This is a genomic window from Bacillus sp. YC2 (genome assembly GCF_019891195.1).
Taxonomy (GTDB): domain Bacteria; phylum Bacillota; class Bacilli; order Bacillales; family Bacillaceae; genus Bacillus.
In genome coordinates this window covers 16,730-39,401 of record NZ_JAHXDO010000011.1, presented here as the reverse complement: position 1 = coordinate 39,401, position 22,672 = coordinate 16,730, and the positions used below count along the sequence as shown (strand labels likewise).

The window sequence follows — 22,672 nt, the reverse complement described above, 5'->3', positions numbered from 1 at the left end:
AATCCCCTTCCTTATTGTTGTACCCTTTCATCATAAAGCGATGCCGACTTTTTCTCAACTCTTTCAGCTTAAATTTGAGATAAACTTGTTGAATTTTGTCGTAAAGCAAGGTTTGGTATTAGTATATACGAAAAAAGAATACGATATTGCCGTATTCTTTCTTTTTTAATGAAGTTTATTATTTTGTTGTTCTCTTTTTAATTTTTCTGGAGTGACGTCATTGCCTTCCGGATCAATGATTTTTACGCTTTTTAATGTATTTTTCATTGAAGAGCGGAAGCCTTTCAGATACTCTTGGCGCAGCTTTTGCTGTTCCGCTTTTTCCTCATCTGTTATCGTGTTTGCCTTTGCTTTTTGAGCCAGTTCGTTAATTCTCGCAATTTTTTCTTTAGAAATCATAATAAGCTCCTTTGGTGCGTGTTGATTATATACTACTAAATCATGGTGTGTTTTACAACTGATGCACGTCAGCTGTCCTCTTTGTCCTGTGTATATTCCTGAAAGCGCCGGTGAACCGTGGCTTTTGACACATCATAGCCGAAACCTCTTAAGGTGGCTGCGATCTCTGCAAAGGTGAGCTTATTGGCTCTGAGCCGGACAATTTCTGAAATAGGGACCTCTATCTTATCTTTCCCGCTGTTTTCATGTCTGTTTTTTAAGTTCCGCTCAGGTTTATAGCCGTTTTTGACCGCTCTTTTCATACCGCGCCTGATTTTCATATTATGAATCTTTCTTTGATATTCCTCAACAATACTGACTATTTCAAGCACCATCGAATCGGCTTCTGAAAGTTCAAGTTCTCCTTTATGGGCTGTCGTATAAATTTTTACGCTTTCCCTATAGATACAGTGCAAAAGCGCGATTTTGGCATTTCCCCTGCCGAGCCTTGTTTCGTCCTGCACCAATATCGCATCAATGTCTGATTTTTTAATTTCATCAAGCATTTCAAATACCCCGTCACGGTCCATTTCATAACCGCTGGCTTTTTCAGAAATGACTTTTACGACTTCCATGCCGTTTGCTGCTGCGATCTCACTAAGCTCCTCTTCTTGTCTTTTTAAAGACGTTTGCTGCTGTTCTTTGTTTGTGCTTACACGGGCATAAATGAGCGCCTTCATTTCTCTCTGTCCTCTCTATTTGACGATTGCCAGCTGATACGCGGCCGGATGCTCCTTCTTCAAAGGAAGAATCAGCTCGTCTCCCGGTTTTATATCAGCGGTTTGGAGATGGTTATTCTCCGTCACCCATTCAATGAAATCCTCTTTATCGATCTTTTTCTTCTCAGCCACATGATCTGCAAGTGACCACAGTGTATCGCCGTCCTGAACTTTTATTTTAACATACTGGCCAAGCCCTTGATCGCTGCCCGCACAAGAGACAAGTAAAATAGCAGCGCCTAAAATCGCAGTGAACAGACCGACAAATATGATAGATTCTTTAGCCATCAAAACAACCTCCAATAAGAATGTTTGTTCGCTTTTCATATCACTCAGTATATACGAACAAACGTTTCTGTCAATCGTTTTTTTCGAACCTATGTTTGTACTGTCAGGAAAATCATGCTATAATCTACTTAAAATCGACGTTTTGAGGTGCGAAAAATGACGAAGCTATCAAAAAGGCAACTTGATATCCTGCGATTTATTAAAGAAGAAGTCAAAACTAAAGGGTATCCGCCTTCTGTAAGAGAGATTGGAGAAGCTGTAGGACTGGCCTCCAGTTCAACCGTCCATGGGCATTTGGCGCGGTTGGAGACAAAAGGTCTGATCAGACGGGATCCTACTAAACCGAGGGCGATAGAGGTATTGGATGAAGAAGAAGTTCAAATACCGAAAAGCCAGGTCGTAAACGTTCCCGTTATCGGAAAAGTAACAGCTGGAATGCCGATTACGGCCGTTGAAAATATCGACGAATATTTCCCTCTTCCGGATCGCATGGTTCCCCCGGGTGAACATGTGTTTATGTTAGAAATTATGGGTGAAAGTATGATTGACGCCGGCATTTTTGACAAAGACTACGTCATTGTCAAACAGCAAAATACGGCGAATAACGGAGAAATCGTCGTGGCTATGACTGAAGATGATGAAGCGACGGTCAAGCGCTTCTATAAAGAAGAGAATTACGTGCGTCTGCAGCCGGAAAATCCGACGATGGAACCGATTATCCTGCAAAATGTAAGTATTCTCGGAAAAGTCATCGGCGTATTCAGAACCGTTCATTGATTCTATTAAACTTACATTATTTTAAAAACCCCTTTTTTGAAAAGGGGTTTTTCATTGTATAAAAAACAGGTTCGTCCTGGCTTGGAAACGAACCTGCTAAGGAGGAAAAACTTACATCATGCTTACATCCTTATTATCCAACATTTTGGTTTTGAAATCAACTAATAATGTTTCTTGAAGGAAACTTTTTTACCGAGGTGCAGTCTTTATTGATTTGATCGGGGGAATCATCAATGTTTTATGCAGTTTTTATTGAGCGGCGAATATTTTTAAATATGAAAATTTAGTACATAGTACAATAAGTATCTAATCACCGAAGCATTGTTTACAAACAGCGGAGTTCGTTTTTTTAATCAAAATGATAATATCCCGCGCCGTAAAATCCTTTTATATGTGCTGGTTCACAAAGGTTTGAAGCGCTTTCGATTAATATTCTGTATTTATGGTATGGATCAATCATTTTTTATCCTCAGCACTGAGGTTTAACCAGCTGCCGCTGAAGATTTTAGCACTTAATGTATAAAAATTTCGTTCGCTTCGTATTTAACCCGCATGAAGAGCTATTCAAAATTGTGAACTTGTATCCTAAAAAATAATCGTCAGCTGTAACAGTCCCGGGGTCATCAATATAAAACTCCTTAGCATCTCCATCCAATGTAAAACTCCTTAGCATCTCCATCCAATGTAAAACTCGTTTTCAATTCAAAGTCAGTTGTAGCGGCACTAACAGACTGTATTCCGCAAAAAAGACAAAAAAACAGCAATTACTATCCATATTTTTTTCAATGCCCCCCCTTTTTTACGTATTTTAACTTTCGGTTTTTATCAGGTCTATTCACATTTTACAAAAAATACACCATCCGCCCACAAAATACCAGTTTAAACCATTCAGTTTTGCTTACAATACGTTTTAATAGTGCTAAACGAAAGGGATGAAGATTTTGAATGGGCTTCATGAGACATTAGAGCTTCACGAACTGCTTGTTTTTAAAAATCTTTGCCTGACAAAATCGTCCACGATGACCGGGCTTGTTCAGGATGATGCTTTAAAAGCGATATTAGAACAGGATGCTGCGAACACAAGAACACAGATTGATCAGCTGAAGCATTTATTGGCCGGAAGAGGTGAGACGCTTGAATGAGTTTTTTCAGAAACTTGTCGGTATGGGCAGCATGACTGAACAAGTGATTGCGACCGATTTTTTAATCACGGCAAAGGCTGCCGTCAGAAACATTGCAGCTGCCATAACCGAATCTGCTACTCCTGAAGTGCGGGAAACGCTCCAGCAGTATTTACATGATGCCATTGATACGCATGAGCAGATTTACAATTATATGACTGAAAAAGGTTTTTATCAGTCATACGATATAACACGGCAAATCGGCCTTGATATGCAGGCGGCGGAAACCGCAAAAGACTTGCCGCAAATGTAAACGAATCGGCATTTCAGCCGAAACCTCATAACGAAGGTGGTTTAAATGAAACACTTGATTGCTTTCGCCTCTAAAACGACATTCACTCTAGCATTGCTGTATGTAATTTTGGACCGTATGTACCAAGTATCCTTTTTAAACGTACTGTTTATTACATTGCTCTTAAGTTTAATCACTTATTTTGCCGGTGATTGCATGGTTCTTCCGAGAACAAACAATTTCACCTCAGTTATCGCCGATTTCGGCATTTCATTTATTATATTGTGGATTTTTCTCATGAACGTAAGCAGCTACGGCGTGTCTCCGGCCGCGGCATCAGTTATTTCTGCGCTTTGCATCTCTGTCTTTGAAGCTTTTTTTCATCGGTATTTAAGCCATTATGTGCTTCCGGAAGATTACCAAGACACAAAAGAGACAGAAAGCCCTTTGTTACGCTATCAAACGGAGGCTTCTGAAGAAATAATGCCGGAAAATGATCATAAAGAAAAAACATAAAAAAGGAGGTCTTCGCCTCCTTTTTTCCTTTTATTTTTTCTCTTGGTCATCTAACGGCAGCTGCAGTAATGAATCTGTGCCTGTCGCTTTTGGAGTTTTTCCGTCCCATTTTTCAATCCATTTATATTTGATCATTTCATCAGACATTGATTTCTTTATGATTTCGTTATAATCAGCGATTCCTTCCGCCTCAATTTTTTTCTTTTTCGCCTCTGCTTCCGCTATTTTAATCTCAGTTTGGGTGCGTTCAAGCTCCTGAGACGATTTCACCCTGGCATCAATTGCCTCCTGCGTCGCTTTATCCGGCTTAGGTACACCGAGTGTTAAGTCATCAATTAAAAACCCGAGGCTCTTCATATCATCTGCAAAGGTTTTTTGAACGTCCGCAGCAGCTTCTGCGGATTTTTGTCCGTATGTATCAATGACGGAGTATTTGCTGATTGATTTTCTTGCCGCATCCCACAGTCTTGTTTTTAAATATGTATTTTCAATCGTTTCAACGTCAACTGCGCCGAATTTATTAAACAAATCAACAACTTTGTCAGGCTGCACGACATAGTTATAAGCAATGTCCATTTCAATATTTTTTCCGTCAGAGGTTGCTACTTTTATATTTTCATTATTTACCGTTTGCATACGCACCGGATATTCCGTTACTTTATTAAATAATCCGACCAGATGCCAGCCTTGGTCTAAAGTATCTGATTTTACTCCGCCATTCGGTGAGTAGACGACTCCGACATAGCCGTTTGGTATTTTTTCAATGAATAATGACGCTGTGACGCCTGCAATCAAAAGCGCTGCGCCTATAATTACACCGCCGATTATTTTTTTTGTGCTTTTCCGCTTATTTTCGCTCATGCTGATCTTCCTCCCACGACTTTTTGAATTTTTTTGCTCCGCTTCCAACCTGCTTAAAGATAGGACTCAGCATCAGCCATAAGCCGAATCCGATAATGACAAGAAGAATAATAGAACCGATAATGACCTTCATTCGCACACCTCTTTTCCGTTATCATGTTCTCTCTTATGTATACGATCTTAAGAACTTAAAGTTTCATGATTTTCAAAAGAAAAAGCCCCATCAGCAAATTGTGAAGAGCTTATTTGTAATTGTTATTAATGAAATCAGATATTGTTTCTGTAAATTGATAAAATGTTTCGTTTTGGGTGAACATCCTGCTTTTTAATGTAAATGTCCCGAATAAAGATTTTCTGAAGCCCGTACTCATTTCCATTTGAATACTAAGTCCCGATACGGATTGATTCGCCAGATTGTTCGGACTGACACCGGCGTATTTATCAGTCGGGCTCAGCAAAACCGCCGGAAATCCGTGCAGCTTAAGAACATCAACCAGTTGTTCGGCCCGTTTTCTGTCTGTACCGCCAATTTCTATTTTTTTATCATCGCTCCCATAACCATGTAATGAAATGACGCTTGTATGCTCTTTCACCATCTGAATGGCCTCAGGTTCGTCAAAATGGGAGCTGGTTAAATGGAGGATTGCATTTCCGGCAGACTTTAACCCTTCAAACAAATACATGCTGCGGTTTTTTGCGATTTCTCTTGCTAACTCACTGGTCCCGGGTTCTATTCCCCCGCCGTGAATAACCAATATTAAAATGGAGCGGTCATGTTCTTTTGCAGAAATTGAAAAAGCGGATGGCTCCTCATTTTGCTTTAATTCCGAGAAGCTGCCGTAAGCATCTGCTTTGGCATCAGCTCTTAAAAACGGTAACAGGAAAAACGATAAAATCAAAACTAAAATTCCTTTTTTGGTTATTGATGGCATTTGTATGTTTATGTTACAATACAAATGCTTCAGCCTTTGAAGCGAACGGCAGAACAGGGTTACTTTGGTCGGTTTCTTCTGCTCTGCCTCTTTGTCAGACCCTTCATTTATTGTTCCTCGGACCCTTTTTTCCACAACAACACCCTTTCTTTTGTTTACACTTTTGTCACAATATTATATACGTTGGACAAGAGTTCCGTTCATCTTGAAGAATAAAAAACCATCTCATCGCCGGCACAGTCAAAAGTGACTTGTTCCCTCAACAAGAAGAGAGCGCAAAAAAGCCTTTCCGATTAAGAAAAGGCTGCAGTTCGATCAAAAAATGAAACCTCTCCCCATTTGTTTCGTATGAAAACAAAAGGAGGATTTGAATATGAAAGAATATGAATTCGTAAAAGTTGAACTAAGCACGATGAGAAGAAGACCGAAAGAAAATTATCAGGAAATCATTCACCAATATGCAAAGCAAGGCTGGCGCCTTGTTCAAATATTTGCTCCCAGTATTGACGGGTACGGGGCTGCGGCTTATTTTGAAATTATTTTTGAACGAGAGGCGTGACATTTTACGCTTTTATAAAGTCAAACGCAGTGTGGTTTAACTTTGCGGCTGTCTCCTCAGACGATTCTTAAAACAACTGCAAGTCAGAAATCGATTTATTTCGCATTTGTCTAATTGCCAATTTCCTTTCTTGAACTGTATCCATTTTTGGATTCAGCCCTGTTTGGATCAAAGCCCGGTATCGTTATAAAAGTATGGTCCTTTTGATACCAGCTTTTTCTTTTGGCATTTTTTTATCCGCATCCCTCTTTTATCCAAATTGCAAGCGGAGCGTTTATATGTAAAAAAGACTGCTCTTAAGCAGTCTTTTTTCGCCCTAATTGTTTACTTAGTCCCCGTAGAACCTAATCCGCCGCGGTCATCATTTCCCAGCTGTTCTACCTCAATCAGCTCCACATGCGGCATCTTTTTCATCACTCGGAATTGGCAAATACGGTCTCCCTTAGTAATTTCCGTGTCACGTAATGCATAAGCAGGGAAAAACCAGAAATCATTATCTCCTTTATAAGACTCATCAATGACGCCCATTGAATTTGTTTGAATGACGCCGAAATGTTTATATGTACTTGAGCGCGGCACAACATGGGCTTCATAGCCTTCGGGCAGTTCCATTGCAACTCCTAACGGGATGAGTTTGAATTCATCTTTTTTTATTGTTACATCTTCTGCGGCCCGCAGATCAATCCAATCGCCCTGTTCAATTTTGCTGATTCTGGTTTGTGTATCGTCTGCGTATTTAATTTTAATCTGTAATGTCATATTCGTTACTCCTTTTGATTCCCTATTTCGGTTATTTCAGTCGTATGATGATCATTTCCCTGAACAATCATACCATTTAAATTATACAGGAATTCGGCCTTTTGTGTGGGTGTGACCGGAGAAAGATTTGTAAGCAGAAATGAAAACGGGGTGTTGAAAGACGAGCCTCGAGAAAGGGGAATTGCTCCCCTTCTTTTGTTGTCAGGCTTTCGATTGCTGCTGAAAGTAATAAAAATTATACTTTTGATCAAATGCTTCTTCGCTTCCGCACAGATAAATAATAAATTCAATAAATGCAATAATCGAGGGAATCGAAGTCCAGCAAAACAACAGATAAAGTATCCCTTGTCCGACTCTTCCTAAATAAAACTTATGAATGCCGAATCCACCTAGAAAAAATGCTAGTAATGCAGCAACAATCCTGCTTTTCTTGCTTACCATAACATCCTCCTTATTCTTTTTATCACAACTTTCGTTACGACAGGTCTAATTATAATACAATTTCTCTATAAAGTGCTTAAATTATAGAATATCCTCCAAGTTTTTCTAGACTATTTTATCAGTTTTTAAAACCATTCATGTTAAAAGAGGAAAAAAATGAATTTTCGGGATGACATTTCTCAAAAAACGATCTGGATTTAAAAGGAATTTGAGTTGCAGATAAAGAATTTGAAGAGTAAGCGCAAACGGCGGCAAAGTTCTTTCCAGCCCTGTCCGCCCAGCGCCTATATCAAAAGAAAGAGGTGTCTTTAGAATGGTTCAATTTAAAAACTATCCTGATCCGTCTTTAAACGCCAAAATGCAGTCTCACCCAGAGCATCCTTCTGAATTTGAGCATCTCAAGGCAAGGATGCAGAATTTTATTAAGCATTCTGTTACTGATCAAAATCTTGAGATCGCGGATGCACGGGTGACGGCGGAAGGAGTGGTCACCTCACTTTTAAAAGAACGGCTTGATAAAGAATACGATAAGCTGATGAGTAAAATCACCCGTGAAGTTAATGTCGAAGATTTCGGGGCTGTTCCTGACGGCAGGGACAATACGGAAGCCTTTCAGAGAGCCATCGGAAATGGACGCGTCAAAGTGAACGTTCCTGCCGGAGAATTTTTGGTTCAGGGTATTAAACTGCCATCCTGGACAACAATTTCCGGACAAGGCAAAGGGATTACTATTATTAAACTTCATGAAGATACCCCCGCATATGAATGGGTAATCACAAATGATGATTATCAAAATGGGAACCGCAATATTTTTGTTCAAGGGATGTCATTAGATTGGAACCCGGATAGACAATGCGGTGTAAAAAACCCCGGAGGACAATTTTCCAGCTGTTTAACGTTTGCCAAAGTTGAATATGGCTGGATTAAAGATGTCGAAGTCATTAATGCAGGCCTTCACGGCATTGACATTACTTCGCCGACATACGACCATTTGCCTGATACCGACTGGACAAAAGACGGCTGCCGCTATGTATGGATTGATAACTGTGTGGCATACGGCGCCGGCGACGATGGCATTACCACCCATTACAGTGAGTACATCTTTATTTCTAACTGCCATTCCGGAAACCCGCGCGGCACAGAGCACGCTGAAGGCAGCGCAAATTCTAACGGGATTGAAATTGATGACGGGTCTAAGCATGTATGGCTTTTGAATAACTATACGAGCGGAAACATCCGCGGAGTAGAAGTCAAAGCTCACAGTCTATGGCCGGCCTCTCAAAACGTTCATATCATCGGTCATGTTTCCTACCGTGATGTACGCGCATACGATATTCGGCATATCGGCCATCACCAAGCCTCAGACCCTGAAAGCACCACAGCTTACGATGTGACACTTACCGATTGCTCGGCGATTGAACCCGTCTTCAACTCTCTATACGATGGCGTGACACCAAGAGCATTGGTGATTTCAGCATATAAAAATGTTAATGTAAGCGGATTCACAGCGATCGGCGATCCCTTATATGACTATGGAGGAAATCCTGTCGTAGCGCTGCAGTACCGCAGCCAAAATATTTCGATCAACGGTATTAAAATTCGCGGATTTAAACAGGCCGGCGTCGATATTAATTTATCAGGCGGATCGAACAAGAGCGATTACGTTAAAATTTCAAACTTTGATATTTATCAATCCGCTCCTAAAGGAATCTTAATCGGCGGCGGTCTCTATAACGTTAATATTATAAACGGAACGATGATTGCAGACGAAGGTTCGGTCGGAATCCAGTCGCCTAACAGTCAGGCCGTCATTCTCGGAGTGCACGCAGAAGGATACAGCGCCGCGGCATCTGTTAAAGGCCAAACCTACCAGCAAGTTCCGGTCAACTTAAAGGGAGGCGCCCAGCTTGCAACAAGCTCCGGATTTGCGTTTGACCCAACAAGCGCCGTGATCGCAGGTACCGGCGACATTATGGCGAAAGGAGAAAGAAATGCGATTATCAGCACTTCAGGAGGCTCCAGTACAGAGGGCTCCAGAGCCTTAATCGCCTCTTCAAACAACGCCCACATTACAGGCAGTAAAGTATCCAGAACGATTCTTTCTTCTGAAAGCATAACTCTGGAAGAACCGTATACAGTAGCCGGAGGCCATCAGTCCATCAAATGGAAACTTGACTCTGCCGGAGGGAACGGAACATTTGCCGGAGCGATCACCTCCTCCTTAACAGGCTACGGAGAGTATTTTGAGAGTTCAACCGGGCAGGTCATCCCCGCGGGAACCATCGTCACGGTAAGGGGCGAAAAAATTGAATCGGCTCACGTCGGAGACTATATGCTTGGGGTGATTTCAGAAACGGCGGCTTTCGTGTCAGGCGCATCCAGCTTTGTCTGGCAGGGACGCTATTTAACAAATGAGTTTGGCGGCTTCATATATGAGAATGTGATTGATGAGGAGACCGGGGAAACGATACGCATGCCGAAAGAAAACCCTGACTACGATCCGGCGCTTGAGGCTGATTATCATTCACGCGCGCTAAGAGACGAGTGGCACATTGTCGGGCTTATCGGCCGGCATTATGTGCGGATCGACCAGACAGTCAGTCAAGGAGATTATATTACGGCCCATAATGGGATCGGAACAAAAGCATCTGAAGGAGACTGGAAAGTGATGAAAATAACTGCCTTATTCACCCCTGAAAAAGGATACGGAATTGCTCTTGCGGTTATCAGATAATGGTTAAATTTCAGGCTCATCCACCCATTCATCTGGGCTGATGCAGCCTGTTTTTTTGCGTCATTTTCAGTATGAAATATATTCTCATCCCTCGTTCTGTAAAGTGATCATTGTCTTTAATAACTTTTCCTCCTCTTTTTCGAGAGTATAAATCGCCCCCCGCATCCTGAAGTAATGCTAAACGCTATTAAAGCAATAGAAGATGTCTGCCAACGCAGGATATTCTGCTTACTAGACAGCCCTTTTTTGTCTTTCCATTACATTGCTCCATGCTAATTACTCCTTTATTCATATAATAATATCGATTAGGAAGAAAAGGAGGGATATGTATGGGCAAGTACAAAAAGTATAAAGAAATATACTTCTCTGGTAAAATAACGTATTATAAGAAGCAATATGATGATAACAAAAAGTATTATGAGCATGATATGAATGATTATGATGATCATCAGATGGTCGCGGCCCGTAACAAGCATGATGATAAGTACGATTATATTGTTGAATATAAGAGGAACTGTAACCGTAACAATTGTAAATAAGCTCCCTTTCATAACTCAACGCTTTGACCCGGTTAATCGCCGGGTTTTTTCTTTATTCTATTTCAAACACAGTCTCCCTGGTTTCAACTTCACCCGCAATTCCCGGATGTTGGCTTTCCGTATCTCCAAAACGCATGCCCCCATAAAAATAAACTTCCCTTAAATTATTTCACTTTCATTTTTTTCTTTGATCACCCTGATGGTTTTAACGGACAAGGAGGACACTATACGGGTATGGCTTCCGGGACTTCGGTACCTAGTATCAGCACATATTGGGGAAATTTTAAAATCGCTTCTCTCCAGATAGCTCCTTCATCCTATGTTACACTTTATCAATATGATTATTATAGAGGGTACTCTCTTATACTTAGCAATTACTCAAGTAATCCTTTGACAATCAATTTATCTAACCATTATATGGAAAACGGCAGTTCATGGAGCGGACAAGTTTCCTCCATTACTTCCGGAAATTACTAATCCCGCGAGATATTTCGAAAACCGGACACATGGAAAGTTTCTGTTTCTACTGACCGGTTCCTTTTGTCTGAATCACCACAATAAGCCCTATCCTTGGATAGGGCGTTTACCTTTTAAAAAGGAATTTCTCACTTAATTCTATCACCATAAATGCTTCGTCCGTCTCTTCAAATGGTGATTCTATCCTCCATTTAACCTTTCTTCTTTCGTATTTCCTTCTGTATATTCTTTAACGCTTTTTTCGAACCTCGTTCTATATCATGGTGCATTTTTCGGGTACTATAATCTGTAAACAATGTTTCCAGGTCGTATCCTTCTGGATATAATTCTTTTGCTGATGTTTCCAGAGCAATACGCTTAACATTTACTTCAATAAATTCTCCTCTATAAAACAAAACAATATTGTAGTCATGATCCATTTCCTTATATACAAGACCGAAGTCATCATGGTCTAATAATTTCACACGGTCTCCTTTTTCATATTCATACCTGTCTTGATTTTTCTCTTTCCTCACCTTAGGCTTCCTTATTTTATTCTCGTTTACACGGTCTAAATGATATTCTTTGTTTTCCATGTAATCCTTCGCTCTTTGCAGAACATTTTCAGGCACATTCATTTTTCTGGAGATCCAAAGGGCATTGCTTTCTCCTGATTTACCGATCATTAATGTATACATCGGTTCCAATGTTTCACTATTAAATCGCATTGCTGCATTCATAAAGTCAGTGTGCATTTCTGAAAAACGTTTAATCTCTCCATAATGAGTAGTTGCTATTGTAATACATCCCATTCGGTAAAATTCTTCTAAAATTGAAATGGCAAGAGCTGCTCCTTCATTCGGCTCTGTACCGCTTCCTATTTCATCGAATAGTAAAAGGGTATTATTATTTGATGCTCTCATAATATCTGAAAGGTTTTTCATATGTGATGAAAATGTACTTAGCGCATTTTCAATACTTTGATTATCTCCAATGTCTACAAAAATATTTTCAAATACCGCAATTTCCGTTTCCTTGTCTGCGATAATGTGAAAACCTGAAAGTGCTGCTAATGTTAATAAGCCAATTGTTTTTAGAACAACCGTTTTTCCCCCAGCATTTGGGCCAGTAATGATCAAGCTGCGGTAATCTTTTCCGATTTCAAAATGAAGCGGTACCGGCTCCCCAGTTAAAAGCGGATGTTTACAATTAACCAAATTGATATATCCATAATCATTTAACTTTGGTTCTATCCCGCCAATATGTTTGCTGAATTTTGCCTTTGCAAACACCATATCATATTGACTGATAAGATCGATGTTTATCTTAATTTCATTAATACTCTCTAAGATCATTCCTGACAAAGTCGCTAATATTTGATATTCTTCCACTGCTTCTTCAGATTTTAGACTTGCAAGTTCCCCGTTTAATTTTGCAACTGTACTTGGCTCTATAAACACTGTCGAGCCTTTAGAAGAAACTTCAATTATTGTACCTGAAACTTGATTTTTGTAAGAAGCCTTAATCGGAATGGTATATCGGTCATCTTTCTTACTGACAAAGAATTCTTGTATATATTTTTGATTTGTACTGCTCTTTAAAAATTTATTTAAGCGATCATTCATTTTTTCTTCAACCGCTTCTATGCTGCTTCGTATCCGTTTTAATTCTTTGCTTGCAGCGGAATCTACCCTGTTTCCCTTAATCGAAAAATGAATTTCTTCTTCCGTACTTTCAAATTCCGTCATTGAGTTTGCATAAGATGCTAATACCGGTGCAAAAAACTCCTTACCCAACATAAATTTTTTAATTTTTCTACAGCCTCTTAAAAAATCCGCTACACTTACAAGCTCACTTGGCCCCAGAATAATACCTTTTTCAAGATTTTGTATTGTATTGCCGATATTGGAGACTCCTAAAAACGGTACATGGCTTTCTGTATCTAAGATTGCTCGTGCCTCTGTTGTTTCATTTAAACGGTTTTTAACTTCTTTTATATTCGTACTTGGCTTCAATTTATCCAGTAATTGTTTACCTAATCCGCTTACACAATAAGATTTAACGATTTGTTTCAACTCGTTATATTCTAACTTTTCATAAGTTATATTATTCACGTTCTCTTCTCCTCACTATGATTTATTCATCTCATAACTGAAGATACCTGCCCATTAGATTTCAACCATACTTTAACCGTAAAACAGTATCATTTTAAATAAACGCAAAAAAGCTGCGGGGATACCGCAGCTTTTTTTTACAAGGCATGTGCAAATATGCATAAAGAAATAAACTACAAAAATATAGCCATCTCCTTACGATTATTACACGCTTTATAAAGTACTGTAGGTATCTTCATAGGTCACAAAATAAATCCATAACAAAATACAGGCATACATGTAAAGCAAGCCTCTATTGTTATCGTATTTATTTCATTAAATTTTCCTATTTAGTACCTACCGCACTCATAAAAAGCACCTCTCATTAATTTATAATTACTTTCATTGAAATCTAATTGGTACACATTATGGTATCATGTGGAAATTGTGATGTAAAGAGGCTATTGTTCCGTAATTGAAAATACCGGGTGCCAGTAATCACCCTCTAACTAAACTTGCCGCAGCTTCCAACATCGCTTCTCCAGTGCAATTAATGAACAAACCTTACAGTAACTAAACAAAGAACCTAAACACAGTGAAGCTTGGCGGCACAATCAGCATTTCTGGTTCAGTTAAAGGACCAAATAATCCTAAGTACAAAGAACAGAGGGATTAAATGAGGTCGTTTTTTGGTGTCTAGAAGTGACCGCAAATACCGCAAACATTGCCGTATTATATCGAAAAATCTTTAATTGCCTTACATAAATTGTTATCATTGTGCTACAGTGACAGCCGAATATTTCAAATTTCCCAGAAAGAGGGGTTATTAATGAGATGAGCAAGATCGCTTCTGAGATCGTAGCTACTGCTTTAAATGATTGGTATATAGCAATAAAAAAGCAAAGGGTTGAAGAGTCAAAAGAGTATTACTCAAAAATTAAGAATTTGTTTGATGATATGGAAGAAGATCAAGAAGTCCTTGCGTATTATAGCTTACTCGAAGAAAGACACAAAATGTTATTGCACTCATCAAGAGGGGAACCGCTGCATCGCCATACCTATTTTACAGAAGACAACCAAGAATTCATAAAGAAGACAAATGATAAGCTTGAGTACAATTTTTATTTATTTGAAGCTATGTATGAAGCTTATAATAAGAACTACGACCGAGCAATCAACCTGTATGGACTGGCAGAGAAAAAACTTGCAGATATCCCTGACGAAATTGAGGCTGCTGAGTTTTACTCAAAAATATCTTACCTCTACACTCTTATAAAGCAGAGCATTATTTCTCAGCATTACATAAAAAATGCAATATCTATCTATAAACTGAGACCTGATTACAAAAGCAAGCTTGCTGTATCTACAATGATTGCAGCAACTAACTATGCTGACATGGGCAAATTTGAAGAGGCTGAAGATTATTATTTTGAAGCAATGGATCTTGCAAAAGAACTGAACGATGACTTCTTCGCAGCCCAATTGCAGCACAATTTAAGCATCCTCTATTCAGACTGGGGAAAATCTAAAAAGTGTATCGACTCACTTGAAAAAGCACTCAAAAATGAGGATTGGAGAAATTCTTCGTATTTCATTCATTCAATGTTCATGATTATAAAAGAACTGTTCAAAATTGGCGAAAATGAAAGTGCACTAAATTTTCACAATCAGGCGAAGGAAAGACTGGCTTATATGGAGAATAAAATATATGAAGCAAAAATAAGCATCCTTATTAATCTTTATTGCGGCAATGCAAGAGATAACTTTAAAAAGTGTATGAACGAGCTATGTTATCTTAAACAAGAAAATGATTTAGAGAGTGTTGATGAGTTATCTTATGTGGCTGCAAAACGGTTTGAGTCATTGGGTGCTTTTGAGGAAGCTGCTGCGTTCTTCAATCAAAAAATTTGGGCTGAACACAAAATGAAGCAGGTGGAGGGAATTTTATGAAAAAATTTGTTCTTTGCGTGTCTATCTTAACAATCCTTGTGAGTGGAGCAGCGTTATTGCAACAAAGTTCAAATTCACCATCTAACATCCAGATAGCTGAAAGGCCAGTCGGAGGCTGAACATGTTTTTATTTATCCGCCCTTCTCCAATGAGATGGGCTTTTTTGTTTAGCTTTATGCCCCTGTCAAACCTGATCTTTACAATGCTGTTTCCGCAGGTGTGTATGATGTAATATCGCCTTTAACCACTCATCCAAATAAATCAAAGCTTTCTATTCATTACCCTTTTCAAACAGGCTTGGCTGAATATCTTCTTTTGTATGGGACAAAGACGAAACGCAGCGGCATTAAACTCAAAAAAAAGACTGAAGAGACATTCAGAACCTGATCTTTTTATAATAACGCCTCAATCACTTCGTGGATCTTTTAGTTTCGCAAAATTGGCATTATCCAGCAAACTGCTGCCATCAGAAATGTATCCAGAAAACTTTCTCTGGTTATTGTGCCCTTAAGCAACTAATGACAAGATTGAATATTATTCGTTAAAACACTCGGCCCCAACTTTTGAGTTCTAGAATTAGAAAGACGTACTTGAACTTTAACATTCTTTATTTCGGCTGAAATGGAGTCAAGCCTTCCCGCCCAACTAGAGCTCTCTTCTTCGGGAGTAGGATAAAGTTTAAACCGCCAACTAATCTCATCTGGTTTAGAGGCAACCCCTTCGTAACTGTCGTAGTTTCCATAAGAAGATGGCTGGGGAAGGTGGACAGCAAGAATGCTTATATTCGTTCTGGCAGCACTCGGCGGGTATAATTGCACCTTATAGATTAATGCGACACCTCTAGCATTTTTTAGGTTTTGATTCACCGGTTCCAGTATTACACTGCAAGGCATTGTACTCGCATTTGTTTGAATGGGGTAGGTAACCACAGCAGCCAATAAGGATAGAACTAAAAGAGCTCGTTTCATGATAATATTCCTCACTCGCAATTTTTTATAGTTAAATTCCCTTCTTTCCGGATTGGTTATTCATATATTTTTAAATGGATTTAATTTAGATATTTTTTATCTAAACCCTTCCCATCTTACACAAATTCCCCGTATTTTTTGTTAAAATTACAAAAATACATTCATAGGAGTGTTTTCAACTAATGAGTAAGGAAGATTTGCCGTTCAAAAAATTAAATCTTAAAACCAAATTAGTCGTAATTATCGGGATCAGCTTAATCTTACTCGCAGCATTTATAATTTTTGCTTTCCCAATTTTCTTTGGTGTGACCGGCTTTTTCAAGTTATTCGGTGTTACATATGAATCAAACACTTCCATCCTTCTCTTTATCTTATTAGCATTCTTAATTGGAAGCATTTTTGACTTCATCGGGAAAATCTTAGTAACCATGACATCAATAACAATTAAGAACAAAATGGTATCCCAATTTGTAAAGTTTGTTGTCGATTTCCTTATGAACCTCATCACCTTAAACATTGTCGACAAGATAATGAGCAGTGTTTTCATCCCTCAAAATGTCCTTCTGATCGCCGCTGCTTTACTTGCTTTAATGGAAGCCGTATTTGACGATCAGAAGTCTAGAAAAACACCATGATACATTCATTTGAGCCTGTTTATTAGGATTTTTCTTACTTCAAAGCGCTATCTAAACGTCTTTACCGAGCTTATTAAACAAGGCTTTTTTGCTTTAGTTTCAAACGGCTCCGCCATACCAAAACAGTATTTGCGTGACCAAGTGCTATTTAAATAATATATAACTTCATTCTCCACAAATTCTCAATGCCAAATGGCAGCCCTTATTAGTAGGCTAAGCTGTTTTATAACCGCTTTTTGTTTGTACTCCTTTTACTGTCACATAGTTGTTCTTAGTTCTTAAACCACGCTGGCAACGTTGTGCCGATTGTAAAGGCTGCCGATCATCAAAAACACCTTAGACTTCTCTGCTAAAACAGATGAAGGACTCTTCGGAGAAACCAAAACGTATGAATCTAAAAAAAGGTTATCAATCGCCTCTTCCCTTTCTGAAAAACATAAAACGTGTGAGAATCAAGAAAGGTCGCAGGACTGTTTTTCTATGGGCACAAGAGTAGGCTTTAAACAGATGTAAAAATAAAAGCAATCAAAATGCGGCTGGCTGGGACCGGTGAAATAAGTCTTTGCCAGTTAATTTTATTACTATTGACGGTAAGACTTATTTCTCTTTCCATTAACATTATTAATGTAGGTATAATGGATAAGTATAAACCCATCTCGTAACCTTCAAAGCATAATATCATTAATTCCTTGACTTTTTTTCAAATTGTTGAGATGATACATTTTTTTATTCTGTTTAAATTTTCATAATTATTGCCTCTAAGTGTTCCCAAACAAATGATCCATTTCTTTGATTTAAACCTATTAGCTTGTCTAAGAAATAAAACACAATAGAAGTTTCATCAGTCAAGTTCCAGCCATATTTTGAATTATTATTCGTCAAATCTCTCAATATTGTTAATCTCAGGACTAGATAGTTGTATGTCTGTAATCAGGAAAAGTTAGATTCTCAACTAATCTGCCTATTCGTTCATAATCTTTAAAATACGATTGAGATAGTCCACCCAACTGCAGCCATCCGAAAGTTTTGCAAACAAATTAACTCCGAATTAATTGTCTTTTTAGCTAAATCCACACCTTTAAAATAATTTCAATCTGTCTCCCCTAATTCTTTTTATCTTAATGGATCTCCCCAAACTATATGCCAATGCAGATGCTTTGAATCCTGATAATCTCCTAAGTTTGTAAGTACTCTACAAGAACCATTTTCTTTTGTCACCATAGCTGCAACCTCTTTAATCACATCCAACAACTCGAGTAAAAGTTCGTTATCGCCTTCTTCCAACGTTATTAAAGAAGAGATATGTTTTTTAGGAATAGCAACAATATGAACTGGCCAAAAAGGTTTTGTGTGATAATACGCCAATACATTCTCGGTTTCTAAAACTTTATTTACTTTTGTTTTTCCGTTTAACACTTCATCACAATAAAAGTCTTCAGTCATTTAATCCCCTCTTAAAATATTTAGTTCTAATCATTGCGCTAAATATACAAATTAACCCAATTCTCTTCTCTAGGGTTTGGTGCTTCATTAATTCTATACCAGCCGTTAGTGAGCAACCAAATGAATCATTATTTTTTCAGCTTGTCCTTTAGAATCCATTCCTAATTGTATATAACCACTTTTGCTGCTTAATGGATCTCCATCCCCTGGATTATCAGACTGCACGAGAGCAATATAGTATCACCTTAGCCTGTACCAAAAGGTTATGGATCCAGCAAAATGATCTTTATAGTGGTTAACATTAATTTTGGGATTAAACCCCTTTGGCCTTAAATAGTCAGCAATTTCTTCTGCACCAAATTCCTGTCCTATTTGCCCTATTTCTTTAAGCAACAGCTTATACCTCACTCTGAATAATGATTACTTTATCTCTTTTAATGTATCTTTTATAATGTTAACAATAATCTGGAGTTGATCAACATGAAGGCCGTGTGATGCATTTTTCACAATAATATGTTTACTATTTGTTGATAAACGAATAAGATCTCTTTGAAATAGATTCCACGCAGCGAAGGATTCAGTTGTATGATAAGACTGTAAACCAGCGCTGACGACTATAAGTGGGACATCTCCTAATGATGTGCATTTTCCTATTTGTTCTAAACTATCTTGAATTTCACTTAAAGAACCTTCTACCGAAAATTGATTAAAGTAAATAGATCTTGTTTCTTCACTGAATAGGGGCGGCATAATTTTATTTTGATCTTCATGGCAGGAATCTAAGAGAATAACTGCTGCTACTTCTTCTGGATATGTACAAGTATATAATCTTACATTTGCTCCTCCAAATGAATGCCCTACAAGCATATATGGTGGTTTAATATTCGCATTTTGTAAAAGGGTACGAAGATTTTCAACAGACTGCTTGCTGTCTTTTGGTCTATCGTCTTTTTCACTTTTTCCTAAACCTGGTCTGTCGTATATGAAGAATTGTGCAAACTTTGAAATTTCACTTTTAATAGGATCCCAGTAAGCAGAAGGGCATCCGTACCCTGATTCAAATATGACTGTAATGTTTTCATTTTGTCTTTCAAAAAATTCGTAATAGAGCTTAATACCGCCAATATCTTGCATCTTGCCTGTATTGGTAATTTCATTCATACAAAAACCTCCACTATTCAATCATTAAGTTTATAGGTGAAAATGGAACATTTTCAGTCTTCATTCTGTCTTTGATATTTTTATTTACTTTCGCATTTTTCGAAACTTTACCTCCCCGGGGATGCCATTGTAACCACCAGCCATAAAAATGCTTCTTTTATCTTGATCCCTTTGTCACCCAAAAAAAGTTTAAATCGTGTTACGGTTAACATAATTCCCGTTAAGAGTGATTGCATGCTTAAAGCTTCAAAGTTTTTCATTTCATGTATAACTTTATTTCATAAGTGTTGTATGTTTTCTCATTTCAATTCGTCCCCTTGATTATTCTGTTATATTTAAATACAAATGGGAGTATACTAACCCATCAGATTAGAAGAGTGCTGGTGACACTCTTCCCAATCGTCCAAACCAAGCTATAAACAAAATGCTTATAGCTGGTACTGCTACGATCAATGCCCCAAAAACAAACTGACAGATAGATTAGACGTTTCGCAAAAAAAGAGCGTTACCACCCTAGTATGTTTTCAAAATAACAAATGATACAGCCCAAGAAAATGCACCAAACGCTATAAAGAACATAAGTATTATTTCAAAAATTGTTAATTTCCTTTCTCTCCTTGTTTTCTTTAGTTTCCTATAAAAAATAAAAGAACTAAATGGCTCAACTCTGACAGATTCTCTAAGAATGCTATCATAAAAATCAACTCCAATAGACTTTAAATTTAATGCTATACCAATGTCACTACTCGCATTAATATAAGTAAATTTATCCCTTATTTGAGTATAACATCCAACGCTTTTTATTTATATATTTTTTGACGAAACAGCGGATGCAAACGAAGCACCTTTACCTGAATTGTTCCTTGGTATGGCCGACCTCAGCAACAATGATTTCTCTGGCAAAGGGGCCGACAACATCAAGGCTTTATTTCAAGATCATGCAGGCGTACAGATGAATGGCTGGAACTGATTGATATGAATATCACGTTTCAGAAGCTATGATTGAAGAAGCCGGACTTTCAAATTCCTATGTAGAGGAAACGTTCCTAGAACACGGATTAACGAACGCACTTGATAAATCAAAAGCGATTATGCAGGAGCAGCGCAATGAATGAAAGGAATACTTAATGAATTGCTGATATACTGCCGCTCGATCTCTTTTCAACCGATGGCCCTGAAACTGGAAACCTAATACCTGCTAACAAAAGGGGTCAGGTAACTGTAACGGAACATATTTTAGGAGGATATAGAAGAGGTGGAAAATCAAATAGTCCATATACCAGCTTTACAGTCAACAAAAAGATTGCAAAAGGTTACAGGGATCATACTATTGAACTGGACATATCCTCTCTTCGAAAAGCAATACGCTCCGGTGAACTGAAAGGAGTCGCCATCCTTAACCCTAAACAAATTGAGAGACTTATAAAAAACGATACAAGACAAACAGACAATTGGAAAATAAAGCCCTCAAATGGACAAATAGATAGTTAAAAGTGAGATACCAAAAGACTCCTAAGGAGTGACGCTTATGTTTCTTTACTATCAAAATGAGTGTTTAGGTAAAATTGAAGGGGCTGCAATAGAAGGGCCTTGGGCTTATGGAAAGATTATCCCTAATGACAAGATGGAAAGCTTTAAGGACTTTTTTAGAGCTGTAGTAGATGAAGATGAGCCCTCTGCAATTGAGAAGTATGACGATGATCTATTAGACGATGATAATTGGTTTATTGTTGATGACGAGCAAAAAAGAGTAGACATTTCCCTGCCCGGTATATACGAAGAAGATAACGAAATAAATTGGAGATGGAGATAAAAAGGCTTAGGGCCCTCATAAAAAGATGGCCCCTTTTTTCATTTCAATTGTGCTTTCCAGTTTCGCTTTTGTTTTAGGTCCGTAAATGTTGTCCTGCCTAAGCCCCTGTATAGAATAAAAAATTGCACTCATTTTGTTTTAAAATGAAGTATGGAACAGATATAGTAGTTATTGTTGTAAGTGCAACTTAATGTCTTTTTACATTTATATTTGCAGATCGGAGAAGCATTACGTTAAATACTCTACCAACAATTCTTTTGTATTATTCCATAAACGCTGCTGCAAAGAAACATCATTTCCTGGATATATCGGATCAATCTTTGCTCCTGTTCCAACATTAAAGTATCCTCCTGTGACTTTTTCGTATTCAGGATCAAATGCTAAACGAATAATGATATCAGCCCCTCTTTTTGGATTACCGACATTAATCAATTTTAAAAAATTCCCTATTACAGTTGATAGACGAAGATCTCTGCCAAGTCCAGTATTATTAAAACCAGGATTAATAGCATTGGTAATGACCTTGGTACCAGAAAACTGCCGTGCTAGTTCACCAGTAAACATAATATTTAGAAGTTTTGTTTTCCCATAAATTTTAGATGATCCCCTTACTGTAAATGGAGATATGTCCTTCAAATCATACGGTAACTTCAAATCTCCATGATTTCGGGAGGCTTCTGAAGCAACATTAATAATTTTGGCATGCTCTGCTTTTATTAGAGAATCTTTTAACGTATTTGTAAGTAGCCAAGGTGCTAGATAGTTTACCGCAATCATCTCAGAAAACCCCTCAGAGGTAATGCACTGCTCGAACCTATGGAGTCCAGCATTGTGGATGAGTATATCAATTTTTGAATAATTCCTTTTTATCTCTAGACCCATTCGGCGTACATCTTTCATTATCGATAAATCACCAAAATAGAAGTCAACGTCCGTCTCCGGCGAAGCTTCTTTAATTAGTTTTTCAGTTTCTTTAGCTCGTTCTTTGTTACGAGCAGTCAACACTAAATGTGCTCCGCGTTTTCCCATTTCAATGGCGGCAATCTGACCGATACCACTGGTAGCCCCAGTCATTACAATTAATGGATACTCAGACATGATCTATTCTCCTTTTATTAACTTGACATAGTATAAACAACTTAATATAGTTGACATATATCAATTATATTAAGTTGTT

The 22,672-nt window shown here is 38.1% G+C and carries 24 protein-coding genes and 1 pseudogene; 12 read left to right on the top strand and 13 right to left on the bottom strand.

Annotation, left to right across the window (positions count from 1 at the left end; translation table 11 throughout):
- Positions 1–165: 165 nt before the first annotated feature.
- The 3 genes from KY305_RS16115 to yneA all read right to left on the bottom strand — a co-directional run bounded on the left by KY305_RS16115 (position 166) and on the right by yneA (position 1,445).
- Positions 166–399: a DUF896 domain-containing protein gene (locus KY305_RS16115; protein ID WP_223063406.1), complete on the bottom strand. Its 234-nt coding sequence runs from the start codon at positions 397–399 to the stop codon at positions 166–168.
- Between the two features lie 68 nt (positions 400–467).
- A complete protein-coding gene (locus KY305_RS16110) occupies positions 468–1,118 on the bottom strand; it encodes a YneB family resolvase-like protein (protein WP_223063405.1) in 651 nt (216 codons plus the stop codon).
- A 15-nt stretch (positions 1,119–1,133) separates the two neighbouring features.
- Entirely contained in the window at positions 1,134–1,445 is a 312-nt protein-coding gene (gene yneA, locus KY305_RS16105) for a cell division suppressor protein YneA (RefSeq protein WP_223063404.1), read from the bottom strand.
- A 156-nt stretch (positions 1,446–1,601) separates the two neighbouring features.
- Here yneA and lexA point away from each other — a divergent pair, with 156 nt between their 5' ends.
- The 4 genes from lexA to KY305_RS16085 all read left to right on the top strand — a co-directional run bounded on the left by lexA (position 1,602) and on the right by KY305_RS16085 (position 4,151).
- Positions 1,602–2,222: a transcriptional repressor LexA gene (gene lexA / locus KY305_RS16100; protein WP_214799061.1), complete on the top strand. Its 621-nt coding sequence runs from the start codon at positions 1,602–1,604 to the stop codon at positions 2,220–2,222.
- A gap of 932 nt (positions 2,223–3,154) precedes the next feature.
- A complete protein-coding gene (locus KY305_RS16095; protein WP_223063403.1) occupies positions 3,155–3,364 on the top strand; it encodes a hypothetical protein in 210 nt (69 codons plus the stop codon).
- A complete protein-coding gene (locus KY305_RS16090; protein WP_223063402.1) occupies positions 3,357–3,656 on the top strand; it encodes a spore coat protein in 300 nt (99 codons plus the stop codon). The genes KY305_RS16095 and KY305_RS16090 overlap by 8 nt, the downstream gene beginning before the upstream one ends.
- 45 nt (positions 3,657–3,701) lie before the next feature.
- Entirely contained in the window at positions 3,702–4,151 is a 450-nt protein-coding gene (locus KY305_RS16085) for a YndM family protein (protein ID WP_223063401.1), read from the top strand.
- 30 nt (positions 4,152–4,181) lie between these two features.
- On the opposite strand, the gene KY305_RS16080 is transcribed toward KY305_RS16085, so the two are convergent.
- The 3 genes from KY305_RS16080 to KY305_RS16070 all read right to left on the bottom strand — a co-directional run bounded on the left by KY305_RS16080 (position 4,182) and on the right by KY305_RS16070 (position 6,079).
- A complete protein-coding gene (locus KY305_RS16080; RefSeq protein WP_223063400.1) occupies positions 4,182–5,012 on the bottom strand; it encodes a prohibitin family protein in 831 nt (276 codons plus the stop codon).
- On the bottom strand, positions 4,999–5,145 hold the full coding sequence (locus KY305_RS16075) for a hypothetical protein (protein ID WP_167348388.1): 147 nt from the start codon (positions 5,143–5,145) through the stop codon (positions 4,999–5,001). Before KY305_RS16075 ends, KY305_RS16080 begins: the two co-directional genes overlap by 14 nt.
- A 109-nt stretch (positions 5,146–5,254) precedes the next feature.
- Positions 5,255–6,079, bottom strand: a complete 825-nt coding sequence (locus KY305_RS16070; protein ID WP_223063399.1) for a poly-gamma-glutamate hydrolase family protein — start codon at positions 6,077–6,079, stop codon at positions 5,255–5,257.
- Between the two features lie 238 nt (positions 6,080–6,317).
- Here KY305_RS16070 and KY305_RS16065 point away from each other — a divergent pair, with 238 nt between their 5' ends.
- On the top strand, positions 6,318–6,503 hold the full coding sequence (locus KY305_RS16065; protein WP_214799075.1) for a DUF4177 domain-containing protein: 186 nt from the start codon (positions 6,318–6,320) through the stop codon (positions 6,501–6,503).
- A 324-nt stretch (positions 6,504–6,827) separates the two neighbouring features.
- Here KY305_RS16065 and KY305_RS16060 read toward each other — a convergent pair whose 3' ends face one another.
- Positions 6,828–7,262, bottom strand: a complete 435-nt coding sequence (locus tag KY305_RS16060) for a dUTP diphosphatase (protein ID WP_223063398.1) — start codon at positions 7,260–7,262, stop codon at positions 6,828–6,830.
- A 201-nt stretch (positions 7,263–7,463) separates the two neighbouring features.
- Complete coding sequence (locus KY305_RS16055; protein ID WP_061528797.1) at positions 7,464–7,703, bottom strand: TM2 domain-containing protein; 240 nt, start codon at positions 7,701–7,703, stop codon at positions 7,464–7,466.
- Positions 7,704–8,016: 313 nt separating this feature from the next.
- Here KY305_RS16055 and KY305_RS16050 point away from each other — a divergent pair, with 313 nt between their 5' ends.
- Entirely contained in the window at positions 8,017–10,437 is a 2,421-nt protein-coding gene (locus tag KY305_RS16050) for a peptidase G2 autoproteolytic cleavage domain-containing protein (protein ID WP_223063397.1), read from the top strand.
- Between the two features lie 329 nt (positions 10,438–10,766).
- Entirely contained in the window at positions 10,767–10,976 is a 210-nt protein-coding gene (locus KY305_RS16045; protein ID WP_223063396.1) for a spore coat protein C, read from the top strand.
- A gap of 668 nt (positions 10,977–11,644) precedes the next feature.
- Here KY305_RS16045 and KY305_RS16040 read toward each other — a convergent pair.
- Complete coding sequence (locus tag KY305_RS16040; protein WP_223063395.1) at positions 11,645–13,546, bottom strand: endonuclease MutS2; 1,902 nt, start codon at positions 13,544–13,546, stop codon at positions 11,645–11,647.
- Between the two features lie 813 nt (positions 13,547–14,359).
- On the opposite strand from KY305_RS16040, the gene KY305_RS16035 reads away from it, so the two are divergent.
- Together KY305_RS16035 and KY305_RS16030 are read left to right on the top strand one after the other, a co-directional pair.
- Positions 14,360–15,475, top strand: coding sequence for a Rap family tetratricopeptide repeat protein (locus KY305_RS16035; RefSeq protein ID WP_223063394.1), 1,116 nt, complete (start codon positions 14,360–14,362; stop codon positions 15,473–15,475).
- Positions 15,472–15,594, top strand: coding sequence for a PhrK family phosphatase-inhibitory pheromone (locus KY305_RS16030; RefSeq protein WP_223063393.1), 123 nt, complete (start codon positions 15,472–15,474; stop codon positions 15,592–15,594). Before KY305_RS16035 ends, KY305_RS16030 begins: the two co-directional genes overlap by 4 nt.
- Positions 15,595–15,990: 396 nt before the next feature.
- Here KY305_RS16030 and KY305_RS16025 read toward each other — a convergent pair whose 3' ends face one another.
- Positions 15,991–16,443, bottom strand: a complete 453-nt coding sequence (locus KY305_RS16025) for a YoqH family protein (protein ID WP_223063392.1) — start codon at positions 16,441–16,443, stop codon at positions 15,991–15,993.
- Positions 16,444–16,625: 182 nt separating this feature from the next.
- On the opposite strand from KY305_RS16025, the gene KY305_RS16020 reads away from it, so the two are divergent.
- Positions 16,626–17,078 carry a YrvL family regulatory protein gene (locus KY305_RS16020; protein ID WP_223063391.1) on the top strand — a complete coding sequence of 151 codons (453 nt, stop codon included), beginning with the start codon at positions 16,626–16,628 and terminating at the stop codon, positions 17,076–17,078.
- A gap of 1,113 nt (positions 17,079–18,191) precedes the next feature.
- Here KY305_RS16020 and KY305_RS16015 read toward each other — a convergent pair.
- Both KY305_RS16015 and KY305_RS16010 read right to left on the bottom strand, forming a co-directional pair.
- Positions 18,192–18,521: an HIT domain-containing protein gene (locus tag KY305_RS16015; protein WP_223063390.1), complete on the bottom strand. Its 330-nt coding sequence runs from the start codon at positions 18,519–18,521 to the stop codon at positions 18,192–18,194.
- A 420-nt stretch (positions 18,522–18,941) separates the two neighbouring features.
- On the bottom strand, positions 18,942–19,682 hold the full coding sequence (locus KY305_RS16010) for an alpha/beta fold hydrolase (RefSeq protein ID WP_223063389.1): 741 nt from the start codon (positions 19,680–19,682) through the stop codon (positions 18,942–18,944).
- A gap of 865 nt (positions 19,683–20,547) precedes the next feature.
- Between KY305_RS16010 and KY305_RS20400 the strand changes: the two are divergent.
- Positions 20,548–21,166, top strand: a pseudogene (locus tag KY305_RS20400) (T7SS effector LXG polymorphic toxin); the annotation flags it as partial.
- Between the two features lie 44 nt (positions 21,167–21,210).
- Entirely contained in the window at positions 21,211–21,495 is a 285-nt protein-coding gene (locus KY305_RS16005) for a hypothetical protein (RefSeq protein WP_223063388.1), read from the top strand.
- Positions 21,496–21,723: 228 nt separating this feature from the next.
- On the opposite strand, the gene KY305_RS16000 is transcribed toward KY305_RS16005, so the two are convergent.
- Positions 21,724–22,593, bottom strand: a complete 870-nt coding sequence (locus tag KY305_RS16000) for an SDR family NAD(P)-dependent oxidoreductase (protein ID WP_223063387.1) — start codon at positions 22,591–22,593, stop codon at positions 21,724–21,726.
- Between the last annotated feature and the right edge of the window lie 79 nt (positions 22,594–22,672).